This is a genomic window from Streptosporangium subroseum (assembly GCF_900188345.1).
Lineage (GTDB): Bacteria > Actinomycetota > Actinomycetes > Streptosporangiales > Streptosporangiaceae > Streptosporangium > Streptosporangium subroseum.
In genome coordinates this window covers 15224-32906 of the sequence record NZ_FZOD01000062.1, presented here as the reverse complement: position 1 = coordinate 32906, position 17683 = coordinate 15224, and the positions used below count along the sequence as shown (strand labels likewise).

Sequence of the window (17683 nt, the reverse complement as noted above, 5' to 3'; positions counted from 1 at the left end):
CCGTATTCCCGTTGGCCATTGACTGCCGAAATAGGAGGCAACCGGCGCTACAGCTCATTTTGCTCGAAAGCGTATAGCTCTGACGCCGGTCACAGCAACGCGCCGTTGACACCGGCCGCGGGGTCAGGCGAACAGGTCATGGAGCAGCCGGCGACGTGGCGAGTGTCCCGCAGCGGGATGCCACGGCCCGGGCGACGCCGGCCGCGCGGGACGCGCCGGGCGCCTCGCGTATCCGGCGCCCCCGGTCGGCCCGCGTCCGTCAGCCGTTCGCCAGGAATCGGAGCAGAACGCGGTTGAAACGCAGGGGGTGTGTGGCTTGGCAGCCGTGCGGCGCGCCCTGGATGACCTCCATGGCGCTGCCCCCGATCTGTGCGCCGGTGGCCGGGAACGGGGTGAGTTCGTCGTGCTCACCGTGAATGACCAGTGTCGGCAGAGGAATCGCGACCTCTCCGCGCAGATCGCTGCGCGCCAGCGTGGTCAGACCGGCGTTGAGCGCCTGCGGCGCCGCGGCCGCGCCCTGGGCACGGTAGTGGTCGCGGTGCGGGTCGCTCAGCAGCACGCGCCCGTCGGCTCGGAACATCCGGGTGGCGTACGTGTCGAGCATGGCGAATCTGTCGGTGTCGAGGCGTGCCTTGAGGCGGTCGAACCGCTCGGGGGTCCACGGGCCCTGTGGGTTGTCGTAGGAGCGGTACAGGTACGGCAACGCCGCGCCCGCCAGGACGACTCCCCTGACTCCGGCGGTCCCGTACCGGGTGAGGTAACGCACGATTTCCGCCGCGCCCATCCCGGCTCCCACCAGTGTCGGTTCGCTCAGCTTCAGCTGCTCCAGTACCGCATGGAGGTCGGCCGCCAGACTGTCGTAGTCGTAGCCGTCCCACGGACGGGAGGAGTCGCCGAAACCTCGGCGATCGTAGGCGATCACGCGGTACCCGGCCTCCACCAACGCGGGCACCTGGGCCGCCCACATGTGCCTGGACAGGGGCCAGTCGTGGAGCAGGACGACGGGCCGACCGTGACCGTAGTCCTCGTAACAGAGCTCGACCGGGGTACGGCCGTGGTCGACGCCGACCGGCAGGTAGGCCATGAGGTCGTCGTTTCCTTTCCGATGGATCATTGGTCAGCCGTCGTGTTCGACGACCAGCCGGGTCAGTTCGACCCGTGAGTTGATGTCCAACTTGGTGTAGGCATGGCGCAGGTGGGTGTTGACGGTGTGCGGCGACAGGAACAGCCGCTCGGCCACCTGCCGGTTCGTCGCGCCCTGGGCCACCAGCCGGACCACCTGCAGCTCCGAGGCGGTCAGCCCGTTCCAGCCGCGCGTGGCACCGGAGGCGCGGCCACGACGCCGTATCCCGGCGTCGCGCAACCGCCTCCGCGCCCGTGCTGCGTCCCGCATCGCGCCGGCCTGCTCGTACAGCTCCAGCGCCGTACTCAGGTGGCCGATGGCCGCCTTCTGGTCGGTCGCCGCCAGGGTGCGGCCGGCGTCCTCCAGCGCCGACGCGCGTACGATCGGCCGGGAGAAGTCCGCGAGCTGCTCGGCGGCCCGTACGAGTGATGCCGCGTCGTCGTCCAGCAGCCCGCGGGCGTGCGCCGCGATGGCGGCCAGGAACGGGAAGCCCGCGTTACGCTCGGCTCGCTCCTCGGCCAGACGCACCATGCCCGCGGCGGCTCCGCGTTCGCCGGCGCACAGGGCCATGCGGACGAACACCACGTCGTCGGCCGGATCCAACGGCGTGGTCACGGACCCGCCGCACGGGCCGGCCGCGACCGCTGCCGCCGCGTACGTCATGGTTTGTTCCGGGTCTCCCTCGCCGTCGGATGCCAGGGCGAGCATCCAGGCGCCCGTCCTGGCGAGGAAGGGCGCCTCGTCGCGCGTCATCCGCCGGCCGTCGGTGACAAAGCGTGCGATGCCCTGCCGGTCACCTGCGTACAGCGCCGCCCGGCCGAGGGCGTAGACGGTGGTCACGTCGGCGGCGTTCCCCGCTCCCAGATCCTCGACCACGGCGAGCACCGCCTCGGCCTCGGCACGGGCCTCGGCCAGCCGGCCGGCGTCGAGCAGGATGCGGGCGCGGTACATCGACCACATGTACGCGGCGGCCGCCTGTCCGTGCGCCCGTGCCTCGCGCAGGCCGGCGTCGACTTCCTCGAGCCCGCGCAGCGACTCGCCGGCCGAGCTCCACAGGAAGCTCTTCCAGGAGAGTTCGGGAACCCACAGCGAGTGCAGGATGCCCGCGTCGGTCGCCAGCCGCACCGCTTCGTCCTGCCGGTCGGAGGCACGCCGCCAGTCCATGCGGTGGGAGGTGACGGTGGCCTCCACCGCGATCGCCGTGGCCTCGATGGCGCGGTTGCCGCAGGCGGCGGCGGTCCGCAACGCGGACGCGACCACACGACCGGCCTCCTCCACGTCGCCGGCCACGATGAGCGCGAGGGCCTGACGGGTGAGCAGCTGCGCCCGGGTCGCCGGTGACAACCCGGGCAGGGCCAGCGCGAGACGGCACTGCCGGACCGCCTCGGTGAAGGAGCGCCGGCTCGACACCCGGGCCAGGCTGAGCCGTACCTGTGCTTCGGCCTCCGGCTCCAGCAGTCCGGCCAGGGTGTCTTCGGCCATCGTCCGGGCTTCGAGGTCGTGGCCGTTCAGCCACAGCAGGATGATGATCTCGGCGATCAGTGCCGGGCGGTCGGCGTGGTCTGCCGGAGCCAGTTCCAGGGCGCGGCTGCTCAGGGCTATCGCGGTGGCCGGGGAGGTGGACGCGAAGTCGGTGGCGGCCCGGCGCAGCAGCGAGACGGCCTCGTGGTCGCCCGGCTGGGCGACCTCCGCCAGATCGGCGGCCACCTCCATGACCGCCGCGCCGCGCCGCAGACGCACATCGACGGCCTGGCGGCGTACGAGGTTCTTGAACGCGCCCGGCACGCCGACCTGGACGGCCTCGCGGACCAGGTCGTGACGGAGAGCGAGTCGCCCGTCGGTGTCGGTCAGCAGGTCCGCGCGGAGCGCGTCTTGCAAGGGGGCCATCAGATCGACGGGTGAGCACTGCAGCAGCTCGGCCAGCACCTCGACGTCGACGTCGCGACCGAGCACGGCCGCGAAGCGCACGCTGTCGCGGGCCAGTGGCGAGAGCTGGTCGAGTCGACGACGGATGGAGGAGCGAAAGCGCATCGGGATGCGCCCGGCGACTCTCAGGTGCGCCATTCCGTTCTTGACGGTGATGGCGCCTTCCTCGCGTATCCCGTTCAGCAGTTCGACCAGGAGCAGCGGGCGGCCGTCGGCCTTGCGGGCGAATTCCAGCAGCGCGGGCTCGGCCACGGCCTGCAGGACGTCCTGGGCCAGGAGCGCGACGGCCTCCGTGGACAGAGGCCGCAGGACGATTCTGTCCGTCGGCCATGCGCGCGCCGGACCGGACCGGTGGGGCTCACGGGTGGCCAGCACCCACAGGATGGGCCGGCCGGACAGGCGGGTCGGCAGTGTGCGCAGCGCGCTGTGGGTGGCCGCGTCGCACCACTGCAGGTCGTCCATGACGATCATCAGTGGAGCGGCCGAAGCGGCTTGCTCCAGCTCATGTTGCAGCTCCTGCAACAGCCAGAAACGCTGGTCCGCCGCCTCGCTCAACGCCAGCAGCCGATCGCGCGCCATGAGCGGGACCGGGCCGGACAGCAGCGCGTCCAGCAGGGGGGCGAAGGAGACGGCGGGACCGTCCGGTGCGCCGGCACCCGCGTGGACGCGTAGACCGGCGGCCATGGCCAGGCTGGTGAGCTCGGCGAGCAGCCGCGACTTGCCCGATCCCAGCGCTCCCTCGATCAGCACGACCCCGCCCTGCCCTTGTGCCAGGGCGTGCAGCCGGTCACGCAGCAGCAGCATCTCGGCCTCCCGGCCGCGCAGCGGCAATGGGGGGAAGGCGTCCGTGGTCCGGCGCCGCATGTCCTCGGAGGACGCGGAGAAGGCCGCCGCGGCCACGCCGCCGAGGCGCGTGTGCTCGTCCGTTCTGTGGATTGCCGCTCGGCCTGGGGAGGAGGTCATGGGCTTCCACATCTGTCAGTGCTTCGACAAGAATCGAGGCGACGTACGGTTGACGCGCGAGCGCCGACTACGTCGGGCCCTGTTCCGGGGGAACGGTGCGTAAGACCATGGAAGCAAGCGCGGTGTCCGTGGGGCGAGGCAGAACAACCGGCAGAAGTATCCGGCCGGTTCCGCCTCTCGCCGGGCCGAGGGAGGCAAGAGGTCTCCTCCGGGGCTCCGCCGAGGGCCTACCGGCAGGCGGCGGACCTGACGGTCGCAGAGCTCTCGCATGCCTCCGGCGTGAGCGTGCGGCGGAGGTGCGCCGGCGGCTTGAGGCACCGGCGAGCTGACCACGCGAGTCGCTGACGAGACATCGCATATCTGTGCGATGTGCGCCGTCGCGCCCGCTGGCACGGTGTCCTCACCGCCTCCCACCGGGGGAGGCCGACATCGGGGCGGGCATGCATGGCTGTCTGGTTCGTCACGGGCGCGGCACGAGGCATCGGGCACCGTGTCGCCCGCGAAGCGCTGCGGCGAGGACACCGGGTGGTCGCCACCGGCCGCGACCTGGCCGCGATCACGGAGGCCTTCGCCGGGGCCGGTGGCGAGGTGCTGCCCCTGGAGCTGGATCTGTTGCGGCCGGAGGCTCCGGCAGCGGCGGTCGAGCAGGCGATGCGCCGCTTCGGCCGGATCGACGTGCTGGTCCACGACGCGGCCAGGACCGTCCGCGAACCTCTCCGGGAGACGACCGACGCCCAGGCGCGGGCCCTGTTCGACGTCAACGTCGTCGGGATGCTCGCGGTGACCCGCGCCGTGCTGCCGGTACTGAGCGCGCAGCAGACCGGGCGGATCATCGCCGTCGGCTCGGCCGCCGGCTTCTCGGCCCCTGCCGGTTCGGGTCTGTACAGCGCGTCCATGGCAGCCGTCGAGGCGCTGTGCGAGACGCTCCGCGCCGAGCTGGACGAGGTCGGCGTCCGCGTGACCGTCGTCGAACTCGGCCGTTTCGCCACCTTGCCGGCAGCCTTGGACCGCGGCCCGCTCCTGCCGGGGGATCCCCGTAAGGCAGCCGCCGCGATCCTCGACCTCCTGACCGTCGACGACCCTCCGTTGCGGCTGCAGCTCGGCGCCGACGCCGTCGCCCACGTCGAAGCCAAACTCGAGCACGTGGCCCAGGAGCTCGATCTGTGGCGGCCGGTCTCGCTCAGCACCGCCTCCGACCACGACCTGCCCGGGCAGAACGGTCAGTGGCCGCGGGGAAGCACGTGATGTCGGGGGTGAGGCATCCGTCCGCCCCGGTCACCCGCGAGGTTCGGTGGCGTCGGTCCTCAATGGGTTGTCTCCGGGGATTTTCCCTTTCCGGTCAGGTGATGCGCGGTGCCGGCGGTGTGCGGGACCTGGCTTGGGCGCCGCCCAAGCCAGGTCCGCGTGCGGAACAGCCTCCGCATATCCGTGTCTCCCCCCGGTGCGGAGCCCTCGGTGTCCCGAAGGGCGTTCCTGGCCGCGCCGGCGACACGATGGGGCTGTTCCGCGGTGCTCATGAGTGTGCTTTTCCGGGGGCCAGGGCGGTCTTGAGCACCTCGATGGCCTGGGCGATGGCGGCGCCGGCGGCCGAGGTCGAGCGGACGGGGTTGAGCATCATGAAGTCGTGCAGGGTGCCGTTGTAGCGGACGCTGGTGGTGGGCACGCCCGCCACGATCAGCTTGCGGGCGTAGGCCTCGCCCTCGTCGCGCAGCACGTCGTTCTCGTCCACGATGACAAACGCGGGCGGCAGGCCTTGGAGGTCGTCGAGGGTGGCGCGCAGCGGTGAGGCGGTGATCTCGGCGCGCTGGGCGGGGTCGGTGGTGTAGGCGTCCCAGAACCAGGCCATGGCTTTTGCGGTCAGGTACGGGCCGTCGGCGAACTCGCGGTAACTGGCGGTGTCCTGGGCGGCGTCGGTGACCGGGTAGTACAGCGACTGGTGCACGAAGGTCACGTCGCCGCGCCGCTTGGCCAGGATGGTCAGCGCGGCGGTCATGTTGCCGCCGACCGAGTCGCCCGCGACGGCCAGCCGGGAGGCGTCCAGGCCCTCTTCCGCGCCGTGCCGGGTGATCCACTGCGCGGTGGCGTACGCCTGCTCGATCGCCACCGGGTAACGCGCCTCGGGCGAACGGTCGTACTCCACGAACACCACCGCCGCGTTCGTCCCGACGGCCAGCTCCCGGACCAACCGATCATGGGTGCCGGCGTTGCCCAGCACCCATCCGCCCCCGTGGACGTACAGGACGACGGGCAGCGCCCCGGCCGCTCCGACGGGCTTGACGATCCGTACCCGCGCCTCGCCGGCCTCGGCCGCCACCGTGATCCACTTCTCGTCCACCTCCGCCTTGTCGATCGGGGCGGCCTGCAGGTCGTCCAGCACCTTGCGGGCGCCGTCGGTCCCCAGCTCGTACAGGAACGGCGGCTCCGACGTCGCCTTCGCCAGCTCCCACGCGGCCGGCTCCAGGATGTGTCTGCTCATGATGTGTTTCCTTTGCTCGTGGTTTCTCGATGGGCGGTGAACGCGCCGTGGCCCGCTGTCTCCTTGCGGAAGCCGAGCTCCCACGGGTCCCGTCGCACAGCGGTTTTTGCCGGAGTGGACGCGGCGGCACGGCGCGTAGATGTCCTCGGTCGCGAGGGGCTCGCCGGTTTTTCAGGTCGGTGCGGTGTTCTCGGCCGCCGGCTCCGGCGCCCACGTCCAGCAACCTGATCCCGGGTGACGGCTCACATGCCTCGGCCGGCCAGGCCGGTGCGGCCGGACTCGCGCTGCCGCGACAGGCGGCCGGTATGGCGCGCCGCCGTCCGAGGTGCTGGACGGCGTCGGCGGTCCACCCGGCGACATCGTCGAACTCGGCGATCAAAGCCGATGCGGTCGAAGCGGAGCTCCGTGAAGACGCTTGTGTTGTCCGCCGGCCGCCCGTTGCCATCATGCCGCGACGGTTCGGCCGCGCTCAGGACGGGCGAGGCGCGTGGCGGTCCTGGCGCTGGGCGAGTTTGTCGTCGTCCACCAGGGTGAGCGTGGGCCTGCCGGGTTCACATGGCACGGCGAGCGCCGCCTGCCAGGCGGTTGATCTCGGCTTATGCATGGAACGTCCCTTCCGCGACCCGGCTGATCGCGCCGGGAAGCGGAGACGCGCTACTTCCCGGAGTCGTTCCGGTCCGCCCAGTCGCGGTAACGGATCTGGCCGAGGGTGGCGCCGTCATTCGGCACCAGCGATCGCTCGAGCACCTCGGCTCCGAAGTAGTGCGCGTGCGGGTCGGTGACCACCTCACGCGGATCGCCCCAGTTGGCCAGGGTCTTACGGAAGAACTCGTCCATCCGGAACTGCTCGGGCCCGCCCACCTCGACCCTGCCGTTCAGCGGCGTCCCCACCGAGACCTTGCCGACCGCCTGTGCGACATCCTCGCCCGCCATGGGCTGGAAGAGCACGGGCGCCATCCGCACCTGGTCGCCGTCCGTGGCCTCGTCGGCGATGCGCCGGACGAACTCGAAGAACTGCGTCGCGTGCACGAGTGAGAACGGGATCGACGACTCCTCGATCAACTTCTCCTGAGCGATCTTCGCCCGGAAGTAGGCGTTCCCGGGCGGACGCTCCGTACCCACCACCGACAGCGCGACGTGGTGGACGACGCCGGCCTCCGCCTCCGCGGCGAGCAGGTTGCGGGTGGAGGTCGTGAAGAACTCCATGACGGCGGCCTCCTCGAAGGACGGGGAGTTCGACACGTCGATCACCACCGACGCGCCCTTCAGCACCTCGGCCACCCCCTCGCCGGTGAGGGTGTTCACACCGGTGTTCGGCGCCGCCGGCACCGCCTCATGACCGTGCTCGCCCAGTTTCGTCACGAGCTTCGACCCGATCAGTCCGGTCCCGCCGATGACCACAATCTTCACGGCACATCTCTTTTCCTGTCCGCCGGGGCGCGTGTTGCCAACCGGTCGCCATCTAAGACAAGACAGCCCTCGGACTCGTGACAGCCGCCGCGAAATTCTCTGAAGACCACTGATGAGGTCCATCGAAAACGATCAATATTTCTGCCGCGAACATGCCCGCCGACCTGTGGCGGAGACGAATCAACAGGTCGTTCGAAACCGGCCGTGGCGTGACGGCCATGACCGACTTCCGCGAGCCGGACCTCACCGGAGCACGCGTGAGCGCATGAGTCTCCCGGGCGCCCGGCGGGTTCCGTGAGGCGCGGACGATCCCGGACCGAGCTCACGCCTTCGTGCGATGTGCGCGGCGATGCGGCAGGAGAGCGTTCCGTGCGCAGAGCCGAACTTCACGGAAAGGCACAACATGATCATTGAGCTCTCGGGTTCGTGTCTCCATGTGCATGGGACATGTCCGCCCGTCCTGGCCGGTTACGCAGACGGCTGCGAGGAATGTCTCCAGACGGGTGGCCAATGGGTGGAACTACGTGAATGCCTGACCTGCGGCCATATCGGCTGTTGTGACACCTCCCCCGGCCGACACGCCTCCGCGCACTGGGCAGCCACCGCCCATCCGGCAACCGCCTCCTTGGAGCCCGGCGACCGGTGGGGGTGGTGCTACGCCGACCAGCGCTACCTCAGGTCCGTTCGGCGGGACCGTACGCCGTGGCGGAGTCGTGTTCGAGGACGAGCCGGGTGAGCTCGACGCGTGAGCTGATCCCGAGCTTGGTGAAGGCATGCCACAGATGGGTGCTGACCGTGTGCGGGGACAGGAAGAGCTGGTCGGCGACCTGCTTGTTGGTGGCGCCGCCCGCGACCAGCCTGACGATCTGCAGTTCAGAGGCGGTGAGACTGTCCCAGCCCTCGGTCGGCCTGCCGGAAACGGCGCGCGATCGGCGCTCGCCCATGCCTTTGAGCCGATCGCGTACGCGGGCCGCGTCGTGTTCGGCCTCCGACTGCTCGTAGAGCCGCAGTGCCGCGTCCAGGTTGGGGATCGTACCGGTGTCCTCCAGGGCTCCCGCCAGCACCAGCGGCCGGGGAATTTCCCGATACCGCTCGACGGCTCGGACCAGCAGGTCGGCGTCGCCGTCCACCAGGGCACGGGCGTGCAGGGCCGTGGCCGCGTAGATGGGAATGCCGGGGTTGTTGTGGTGACGGATCTCGGCGAACTCGGTGACCAGGGTGGCGCGGGCGCGGTCTCCTGCCCGCAGCGCCATCCGGACGAGGACGGGCTCGTCGGCCGGGTCCGCCGGGCAGGACAGCGACGAGGTGGGCCGATGGTAGGAACGGGCGGCCTCGGCGGTCAGCTCCATGGCCCGGGTGTGGTCGCCGCCGTCGGCGGCGACCTGGGCGGCCAGCCACGCTCCTGCCCGGCGGATCTGCCCGGCCTCGACCCGCATGATGGCGTCGGCGAATTCACGGCCGCGCGCCAGTTCCCGCGGGTCGCCGGTGTGCAGGGCGACCCGGCCGAGCACGTATCGGGCCGTGATGTCGTCGAAGTCGCCGGGACCGAGTTCGTCGGACATGGCCAGGACCGCTTCGGCCTCGGCTCGGGCGTCGCAGAGCCGGCCCGCGTCCAGATACACCCGGCAGCGCACCCTGCCCCACAACCGCAGCAGATTGGCCTGCCCCTGATGCTGGGCCTTACGCACGCCGTCGGCCGCCTCCTCCAGCGCCTCCTCCACGCGCCCCAGCCTGCTGAGCAGTACGGTCTTCCAGACGCCGGGCATCCACAGCACGTCGGTGTGGCGGACGTCGCGCAGAGCGGCCACCGCCTGGTCGGCGAGGTCGAGCGCGCGGCGGATGTCGAGCCGATGGTCGGCGATGATCGAGCCCACGCTCAGCAGGGTGGCGCGCGAAGCCTGGTCGGCCGCCTGATCCGCCGCGGCCAGCGCGGCCGGGAGCAGGCTTTCCGCCTCGGCGATCTCCTCGGCGTCGACAAGCGCGAGGTTGAAGGCCAGCATGGCCATCAGCTGAGCGCGGATGCGGGGCGGCAGGCCGGGCAGTGCGACCCCGGCGCGGCCCTGCCGTACGGCCTCGGTGAAGGAGTTCTGGTTGGCCACGAGGGTCAGGCCCAACCTGATGCCTGCCTCCACATCGACCGGCAGCGGCCGGCGCAGCGCGCTCTCGGCCAGTGCGACGGCTTCGCCGGCACGACCCGTCCGGCTGAACAGCGGCAGGGCCTCGGCGATGAAGCCGGCTTGCCGCAGCGGATCGAGGGCGGAGAGTTCGATCGCGCGGCGGCTCATCTCCACGGCGGCCGACGGCGCGGTGGCCGCCAGGTCGCGGGCGGCCTGGCGAAGCAGTGCGATGGCCGTGTCGTCGCCGGGCTCGGCGGTCTCCGCGAGGTCGGCGGCGATCTGCGCGACCGGGACGCCGTGGTCAAGCCGCAGGTCCACGGCCTGGCGGCGGAGCGCCTTGCGCAGCGTCGCGGGCAGAGCCGCCTGGATGGCCTCGCGGATCAGGTCGTGGCTGAACACCAGTGTGCCGTCGCTCTCCGTCAGGAGATCGGCCGACAGCAGTTCCTCCAGCGGCTCCAGCAGCGTGACGGCGGGCTCTCCGGTGAGTTCGGCGAGCTGGTCGATGGAGACGGTCCGGCCCAGAACCGACGCGATCTGCGCGGCCTTCCTGGCCGGCGGGGAGACCTGTTCCAGGCGGTGCTGGATGGAGGCGTGGAAACGCAGGGGCAGGCTTCGCTGAGCCAGTCGTGCGACGCCGTCGGTGATGGTGACCGCTCCCTCGTCGAGCACGCCGTTGATCAGCTCGTTGAGCAGCAGTGGGCGCCCCTCTGCTCGCTGCGCCAGTTGCAGGATGCCGAAATCGGGGGTGGCCGCCAGCAGGTCGCCGGTCATCGCCGCGACCGCCTTGCCCGACAGGGGGCCCAGGGTGAGCAGGTGGCCGCCCGGCAGGCTCAGGGCGGAGATCGTGGCGCGTACGTCCGGGGTGAGCGGGCCGGTTCGTGCGGCGAGGATCCAGAGGATGGGATGCATGGACAGGCGCTGCGGCAGGGTTCGCAGGGCCAGGAAGGTTCCTTCGTCGCACCATTGGAGATCGTCGATGATGATCACCAACGGTGCGGTCAGCGCAGCGCGTTCCAGATGCTCGTGGAGCTCCTGCAGCAGCCAGTAGCGCTTTGCGGAGGTCGCCGGAGCGGCCTGGACCGCATCGGCCGGGAGAATCCGGTCGGGGCCGGAGTGCAGGGCCCCGAGCAGCGCGCCGAAGGGGATGGTCTGCCCGTCCGGGTCTCCTCCGCCGCACATCACCCGGAGCCCTGTCTCCTCGGCCATGTGGCGCGCCTCGGTGAGCATGCGGGTCTTGCCGATGCCGGGGCTGCCCTGGATGAGCACCGTCGCGCCCATTCCGCGAGACAGCGCGGCCAAGTGGTTCCTCAGAGTGGCGACCTCGGACTGTCGGCCGCGCAGCCGGTAACGCCCGAACTCGGCGGCGGTGCCGACCTCCGTCTCACGCGCGTCCACGCTGCTCTCCGATCCTCGGTCTCGCGCACGCCTTCGAGGACGCGGCACTGCGACAACGATCGCTTCTCGGATCCTTCCATCGCGCCCGTGGGAGACCGTGGTCGGTACCGTGGTCCACGGTTGTGGCCGCCCACGCGACGGTGTCGCGACCCGAGGACAAGCGTCGGGGCGCCGCTCACCTTCCGGCGCGGCCGGGCGATCACGGAGATGCCGCGTGATCTGCCCCTGCTGTACCGTTCCTTGCATCTGATGAATGATTCTCGCGTCAGACGGAAGAGGTGCGCGTGGCCGGAGGAGCGGAACGGTCACCGGGACCGGTCCGGCGCGCGCCGGGCGAGGACCCCTGGTGATCGTCGGGCGGGCGGCGGAGATCCAGGCGCTGATCACCGTGCTGGATGAGGCCACGCGGCACCGCGGTGGCGCCCTCGTGGTGCGGGGAGAGGCCGGGATCGGCAAATCCGCGTTGTGGGGGGAAACCTGCGCGCTGGCCGAGGCCCGCGGGATGCGGGTGCTGACCACCGTGGGCGTGCAGGCCGAGGTGCAGCTGCCGTACGCCGGGGTCGGGCACCTGTTCCGCCGGCTGCGCCCGGAGTTCGGCGCGGTCGAGGGTGAGTCCCCGTTCCGGGTCGGTGTCGAGGTGCTCGACCTGCTCGGCGGTCTGGACGGGCCGGTCCTGCTGGCCGTGGAGGACGCCCACTGGCTGGACCGGGCGAGCTGGGAGGTGCTGGCCTTCGTCGCCCGGCGGCTGGAGTCCGACCCGGTCGCGCTCGTGCTGACGGCGCGCGACGGCGAGGACGTCGACCGGCTCCTCGCCGCCGCCGCGCTGCCGGAGCTGCGGCTCGAGCCGCTGGAACCGATTCACGCCGGGGCCCTGATCGACCAGGTCGCGCCCGGGCTGCCGCCCGCCCTGCGCGAACGTGTGCTCTCCGTGTCGGTCGGCAACCCCCTCGGACTGGTCGAGCTCGGCGGACTGGCCGCCCGCTCCGGTGGCGCCGCGCTGGTGCCGTCACGCCTTCCGCTGAGCGCCCGGGTGGAGCGGACGTTCGCCGGACTGGTCGGCGAACTGCCGGCGGCGACGCGCGCGCTGCTGCTGGTGGCGGCGTTGGACGATGGCGACGACCTCGATGAGGTGCTCGCGGCGGCATCCCGGCTCGAAGACCGGCCGGTCACGGCCGACGACATGGAGCCGGCCGTGGTCAGCCGGCTGGTCAGCGTGGACGAGCAGTACCGGTTGCGGTTCCGGCACCCGCTGTTGCGCTCGGCCCTGCGGCAGTCGGCGAACGCGACGCAGCGGCGGCGGGCGCACGCCTGCCTCGCGGTGGTCGTGGCCGGCGACGATCGGCGGGTGTGGCACCGCGCGGCCGCGGCGGCCGGCCCCGACGAGACCCTCGCCGCGGATCTGGCCGCCGTGGCCACCCGGGCCCGCTACGCACAGGCCGCGTCGATCGCGCTGACCGCGATGGAGCGGGCGGCGCAGCTGAGCGAGGACCCGCAGGAGCGCGGCAGCCGGCTGCTGTGGGCCGCGATGACGGCGGACGAGCAAGGCGACGACGACGCGACCCGCCGCCTGCTCGCGCTGGTGGACGAGACCCAGCTGCGCCCGGCGGAGCTGGCGCGGCTGTACTGGTACCGGGAGTCGCTGCTGGGCACCGGCTGGAGCGGCATCGCGCGACTGGGCGTTTTCATCGACCTCATCGACACCATGCGGCGCGCCGGCGACGTCGAGCTCACACTGGATGCGCTCACCAACATCAGCCTGAGGTTCTACTGGTCCAACCCCGACGACACCACCAGGCTCCGGTTCGTGGACGTCGCGGAACTGATCGACGCACCGGACGGCGACACCCGGGTGATCTGCGCGCTGGCCGAGGTCGCGCCCGTCGAGCGCGGCGCGTCCTGCCTCGAAAGGCTGACGGCCTGGCAGTACCGGCTGGACCTGGCCCCGAGGCAGCGCTACGACCTCGGCTTCGCGGCGTCGGCGCTGGGCGCGTACACCCTGTCGAACATGTTCCTGGCGGCGAGCGCGGACGCGCTGCGGACGCAGGGCCGGATCGGCATGCTGACGAACGTCCTGACGAGCCTGGCCTACAACGCGGCCACCACCGGCGACGCGCGGGCCGCCGTGTCCGCCGCGACGGAGTGCATGGCGCTGGCCACCGAGACCCGGCAGCCGATCTGGGCGCTGCAGGCCCGGCTTCAGCTGGGCATGGCCGAGGCGCTACGCGGCAACGGCGAGATCGCCGCCGAGATCGCGGATGTCAGCGAGAAGACGCTCCTCACGGCCGGCATGCACGCGATGTTGTCGCTGACGCAACGCATCCGCGGCATCAACGCGCTCGCCTCAGGCCGGTTCGAGGAGGCGTTCGGGCATCTGCACCGCGTGTTCGACCCGGGCGACGCCGCCTACCACCCGTACCTGCGGTTCACCCTCGTCGGGCACCTGACCGAGGCGGCGACGTACTGCGGTGCTCTCGACGAGGTCCGCGCCGTGGTGTCCGAGCTGACCCCGATCGCCGCGCAGAGCCGCTCGCCCGTCCTCATCACGGGACTCCGTTACGCCGAAGCCGTGCTGGCCGACGACCCGGCGGCGTACGAGGCCGCGATCGCCGCGGACCTGCGTGACTGGCCGTTCGAGCGGGCCCGCCTGCAGCTCACGTACGGCGGATGGCTGCGCCGGCAGCGCCAGGCGGCGGAGTCGCGGCCGCTGCTGCGCGCCGCGGCCGCCACGTTCGACGCGCTGGGGGCGGCGCCGTGGGCGGAACGGGCACGGGCCGAACTACGAGCCACGGGCGAATCCCGGCGCAAGCCGATCGACGCCATCGACGTCCTGACCCCGCAGGAGCAGCAGATCGCGCGGCTCGCGGCCGACGGGCTGAGCAACCGGCAGATCGCCGAACAGCTGTTCCTGTCGCCGCGCACGGTCACCACCCACCTTTATCGGATTTACCCGAAGGTCGGGGTCAAGTCGCGCAGCGAACTCGCCGCCATGATGGCCGAACGGCCGTTCTGACAAGGGGTACGGCGGCCGTCTTCGCTCCGTGGCCGCGGGGGTCCTGGGTCGCATCGCCGCCGGGGTCGCCCGCCCGGGTGCCGTTCGCATCCGTAGGTGCCCTGGCACGACCCGCACCGAACTCCGGGGCCGACGCCGGAACGGCATCCGGGCGCACACTCGTATTTACGTACTCCTACGTACGCAGACCCCCGTCGACCCCTCGTACGTTCTTGAACACGTCAGGGTTTGAGAGATGTGGGGGGGTGATTCCGGGGTGCTTGGCAAGGTGGGCCTCGAGCTTCTCGGGGACGCGGGCCGACACGGCGGGGGGCTCTCGGTCCTGGGCGGCGCCGGCGGTCTGACCGGCGGCTCTCACCGCTCCGGCACGAAGGCCGGCCTGCTGGGCCGGCAGGCCGAGTGCGAGGCGCTCGATCGGCTGCTCACCGCGGTTCGCGCCGGCCAGAGCCGGACGCTGGTGATACGCGGTGAGGCGGGGGTGGGCAAGTCGGCCCTGCTGGAGCACCTGACCGAGAGCGCCTCCGGTTGCCGTGTGGTGCGCGTCGCGGGCGTGCAGTCGGAGATGGAGCTCGCGTTCGCGGCACTGCACTCGCTCTGCGCGCCGATGCTGGACCTGCTGGACGGCCTGCCGGGACCACAGCGCGATGCGCTCGGCACGGCGTTCGGACTACGCGCGGGACCGGTGCCGGACCGCTTGCTCGTCGGCATGGCCGTGCTCAGCCTGCTCGCGGCGGCGGCCGACGAGCGTCCGCTGGTGTGCGTGATCGACGATGCCCAGTGGCTGGACCACGCCTCGGCGCAGGTGCTCGCCTTCCTCGGGCGCCGGCTGTTCGCGGAGTCGGTGGCCTGTGTGTTCGCGGTATGCGCCGCCAACGAGGTGGACGAGCTGTCCGGGCTGCCGGTGATGGACGTCGCGGGCCTGTCCACCGGCGACGCCCGGGCACTGCTGCGCTCGGTGGTCTCCGGCCCGCTGGACGAACAGGTACGGGATCGACTGGTCGTCGAGGCGTGCGGCAATCCGCTGGCGTTGCTGGAGCTGGTGCGTGAGTGCACCCGCCCCGAACTGGCGGGCGGGTTCGGGCCGCCGACCGCGCAGACGACTTCGGGTCGCATCGAGGACGGCTTCCGGCGGCAGCTGGGACACCTGCCCGCGCACACCCGGCGGCTGTTGCTGCTGGCGGCCGCCGACCCGCTCGGCGACGCGGCGTTGCTGTGGCGTGCGGCCGCGCGGCTCGGCCTCGGCGTGGCGGTGGTCGGCGCCGCGAACGACATGATCGTCCTCGGCGTCCGGGTGCGTTTCCGGCATCCGCTGATGCGTTCGGCGGTGTACTGGGCGGCCCTGCCGGAGGAACGCAGGCGGGTGCACCTGGCGCTGGCGGAGGCGACCGATGTCGACGCCGATCCGGATCGGCGCGCCTGGCACCGTGCGCACGGCACCGCGCAGCCGGACGAGGATGTCGCCGCGGAGCTCGAACGCTCGGCCGGTCGTGCACGGGCGCGCAGTGGCTTGGCGGCCGTCGGCGCCTTCCTGGAGCGGGCGGCCGCGCTCACGCCCGACCCCCGGCGCCGGGCAGAGCGCGCGCTGGCCGCCGCCCAGGCCAAGCACCTGGCCGGCGCCCCCAAGCCGGCCCTGGCGCTGCTGGCCTGGGCCCAGGCCGGGCCGCTGGACGAGCTGCGACTCGCCCACGCGGAACTCCTGCGCGCCGAGATCGCGAGCACCTCGGATCACGGCGAATCCGCCGCGCCGATGCTGCTCAAGGCCGCCAGGCGATTCGAGCCCCTGGACACCGAACTGGCCCGCGACACGTATCTGCAAGCGTTGTCCACGGCGATGGGCGTCCTCCCGGACGGGGGCCGCGGCCTTGTGGAGATCGCGGCGGCCACCCGGGCGACGGTTCCCGTGCCCGCCGCCCCCCGGGTCGCCGACCTCCTCCTCGACGCCCTGGCCCGGCACCTCACGGAGGACGCGCGTATCGCGGCACCGGCCATGCGGCACGCCCTGACCGTCTTCCTGAGCGAGGAGATCTCCGCCGAGGAGGAGTTCCGCTGGCTGTGGGCCGCCCACACCATCGCCGTGGCCCTGTGGGACGACAGGTCGGGTCGCGAACTGGCCGATCGCCACGTTCGTCTCATCCGTGACACCGGCGCGCTCGCCCTGCTGCCCCTGGCGCTGAGCAGGCGTCTCATACTGCTCGGCTTCGAGGGCGAACTGCACGAGGCGGCGTCGGCGAACGAGGAGATCCAGACGCTCGTCGCCGCGACCGGTGTCCGGAGCAACTTGGGATTCCAGGGGCCGGCGGGCGGTGCACTCGTTCTGGCAACGTGGCACGGACGGCAGGCCGAGGCGGAACGACTGGCCAATGCTCTGATGAGCGAGGCGGCGTCCCGCGGCGAGGGATCCACCGTGTCGGTCAGCCAGTGGCTGAGAGCCGTGCTCCACAACAGCCTCGGCCAGTACGAGGAAGCCCGATCGGCCGCCGAACACGCCTGCGCGCACCATCCCTCGCCGGGTGCCGCGGCGCATTGGGCGCCGGCCGAGCTCGTCGAGGCGGCGGTCTACAGCGGTGAGCGGGAGCTTGCCTCGCAGGCGCTCGATCAACTCGTCCTGACCACTCAGGCGAGCGGAACCGACTGGGCTCTCGGGGTCGAGGCCCGGTCGCGGGCGCTGCTGAGCCAGGGCGAGGAGGCCGACGGCCGCTACCGCGAGGCGATCGACCGGCTCCGGCGGACCCGCATGCGCGTCGACCTCGCCCGCTCCCATCTGGTCTACGGTGAATGGCTGCGCCGCGAGCGGCGTCGGCTCGATGCGCGCGAGCAGTTACGCACCGCCTACGAGCTGTTCGTGGCCATGGGCATGGAAGGGTTCGCCGGCCGGGCGGAGCGCGAACTGCTGGCGACCGGAGAGACCGCCCGCAGGCGTACGGCCGAAACCGCCGACCAGCTCACGCCGCGGGAAACGCAGATCGTGAGGCTGGCCCGCCAAAGCATGACGAACAAGGAGATCGCCGGTTATCTGTACGTCAGCACCCGCACCGTCGAATACCACCTTGGCAAGGTCTACGCCAAGCTGGGCATCACCTCTCGTGGCCAGCTCCAATGCATCCCGTGACCGGTGATGCGGCGCCGCCCCCGCCGAAGACCGGGGAGGCCACGGATGCGAGCGCGTACGTGCGGCAGCGCCCTGTCCCGCATGTCGTACGCGTTCCCATTTCACCCATATCCGACCCAGATGGTCGTCCCATCGATGTGCAGCGGGGAAGACC

The 17683-nt window shown here is 71.7% G+C and carries 10 protein-coding genes; 4 read left to right on the top strand and 6 right to left on the bottom strand.

All coding sequences use genetic code 11. The annotated features are described in order from the left end of the window. Positions 1–259 precede the first annotated feature (259 nt). Together CHC08_RS38105 and CHC08_RS38100 are read right to left on the bottom strand one after the other, a co-directional pair. Positions 260–1084, bottom strand: a complete 825-nt coding sequence (locus tag CHC08_RS38105; RefSeq protein WP_089212269.1) for an alpha/beta fold hydrolase — start codon at positions 1082–1084, stop codon at positions 260–262. A 33-nt stretch (positions 1085–1117) separates the two neighbouring features. Then, positions 1118–4012, bottom strand: coding sequence for a helix-turn-helix transcriptional regulator (locus CHC08_RS38100; protein ID WP_218825688.1), 2895 nt, complete (start codon positions 4010–4012; stop codon positions 1118–1120). A 444-nt stretch (positions 4013–4456) separates the two neighbouring features. Between CHC08_RS38100 and CHC08_RS38095 the strand changes: the two genes are divergently transcribed. Continuing rightward, positions 4457–5257, top strand: coding sequence for an SDR family NAD(P)-dependent oxidoreductase (locus CHC08_RS38095; protein ID WP_089212248.1), 801 nt, complete (start codon positions 4457–4459; stop codon positions 5255–5257). Positions 5258–5525: 268 nt separating this feature from the next. Here the strand turns inward: CHC08_RS38095 and CHC08_RS38090 are convergent, their stop codons facing one another. The 3 genes from CHC08_RS38090 to CHC08_RS38085 form a co-directional block, all read right to left on the bottom strand. Next, entirely contained in the window at positions 5526–6488 is a 963-nt protein-coding gene (locus CHC08_RS38090) for an alpha/beta hydrolase (RefSeq protein WP_089212247.1), read from the bottom strand. Positions 6489–6957: 469 nt separating this feature from the next. Beyond that, positions 6958–7092: a hypothetical protein gene (locus CHC08_RS52595; RefSeq protein ID WP_275937234.1), complete on the bottom strand. Its 135-nt coding sequence runs from the start codon at positions 7090–7092 to the stop codon at positions 6958–6960. Between the two features lie 50 nt (positions 7093–7142). Beyond that, positions 7143–7898: an SDR family oxidoreductase gene (locus CHC08_RS38085; RefSeq protein WP_089212246.1), complete on the bottom strand. Its 756-nt coding sequence runs from the start codon at positions 7896–7898 to the stop codon at positions 7143–7145. Between the two features lie 337 nt (positions 7899–8235). Between CHC08_RS38085 and CHC08_RS38080 the strand changes: the two genes are divergently transcribed. Next, on the top strand, positions 8236–8634 hold the full coding sequence (locus CHC08_RS38080) for a UBP-type zinc finger domain-containing protein (protein ID WP_338055720.1): 399 nt from the start codon (positions 8236–8238) through the stop codon (positions 8632–8634). Here CHC08_RS38080 and CHC08_RS38075 read toward each other — a convergent pair. Then, entirely contained in the window at positions 8573–11410 is a 2838-nt protein-coding gene (locus tag CHC08_RS38075) for a helix-turn-helix transcriptional regulator (protein WP_179282448.1), read from the bottom strand. The genes CHC08_RS38080 and CHC08_RS38075 overlap by 62 nt on opposite strands. A gap of 346 nt (positions 11411–11756) precedes the next feature. Here CHC08_RS38075 and CHC08_RS38070 point away from each other — a divergent pair, with 346 nt between their 5' ends. Next, positions 11757–14420 (top strand): helix-turn-helix transcriptional regulator, encoded by a 2664-nt coding sequence (locus CHC08_RS38070; protein ID WP_179282447.1) that lies wholly within the window; start codon positions 11757–11759, stop codon positions 14418–14420. 256 nt (positions 14421–14676) lie between these two features. Then, a complete protein-coding gene (locus CHC08_RS38065; protein ID WP_218825687.1) occupies positions 14677–17529 on the top strand; it encodes a helix-turn-helix transcriptional regulator in 2853 nt (950 codons plus the stop codon). The last annotated feature ends 154 nt before the right edge of the window (positions 17530–17683 follow it).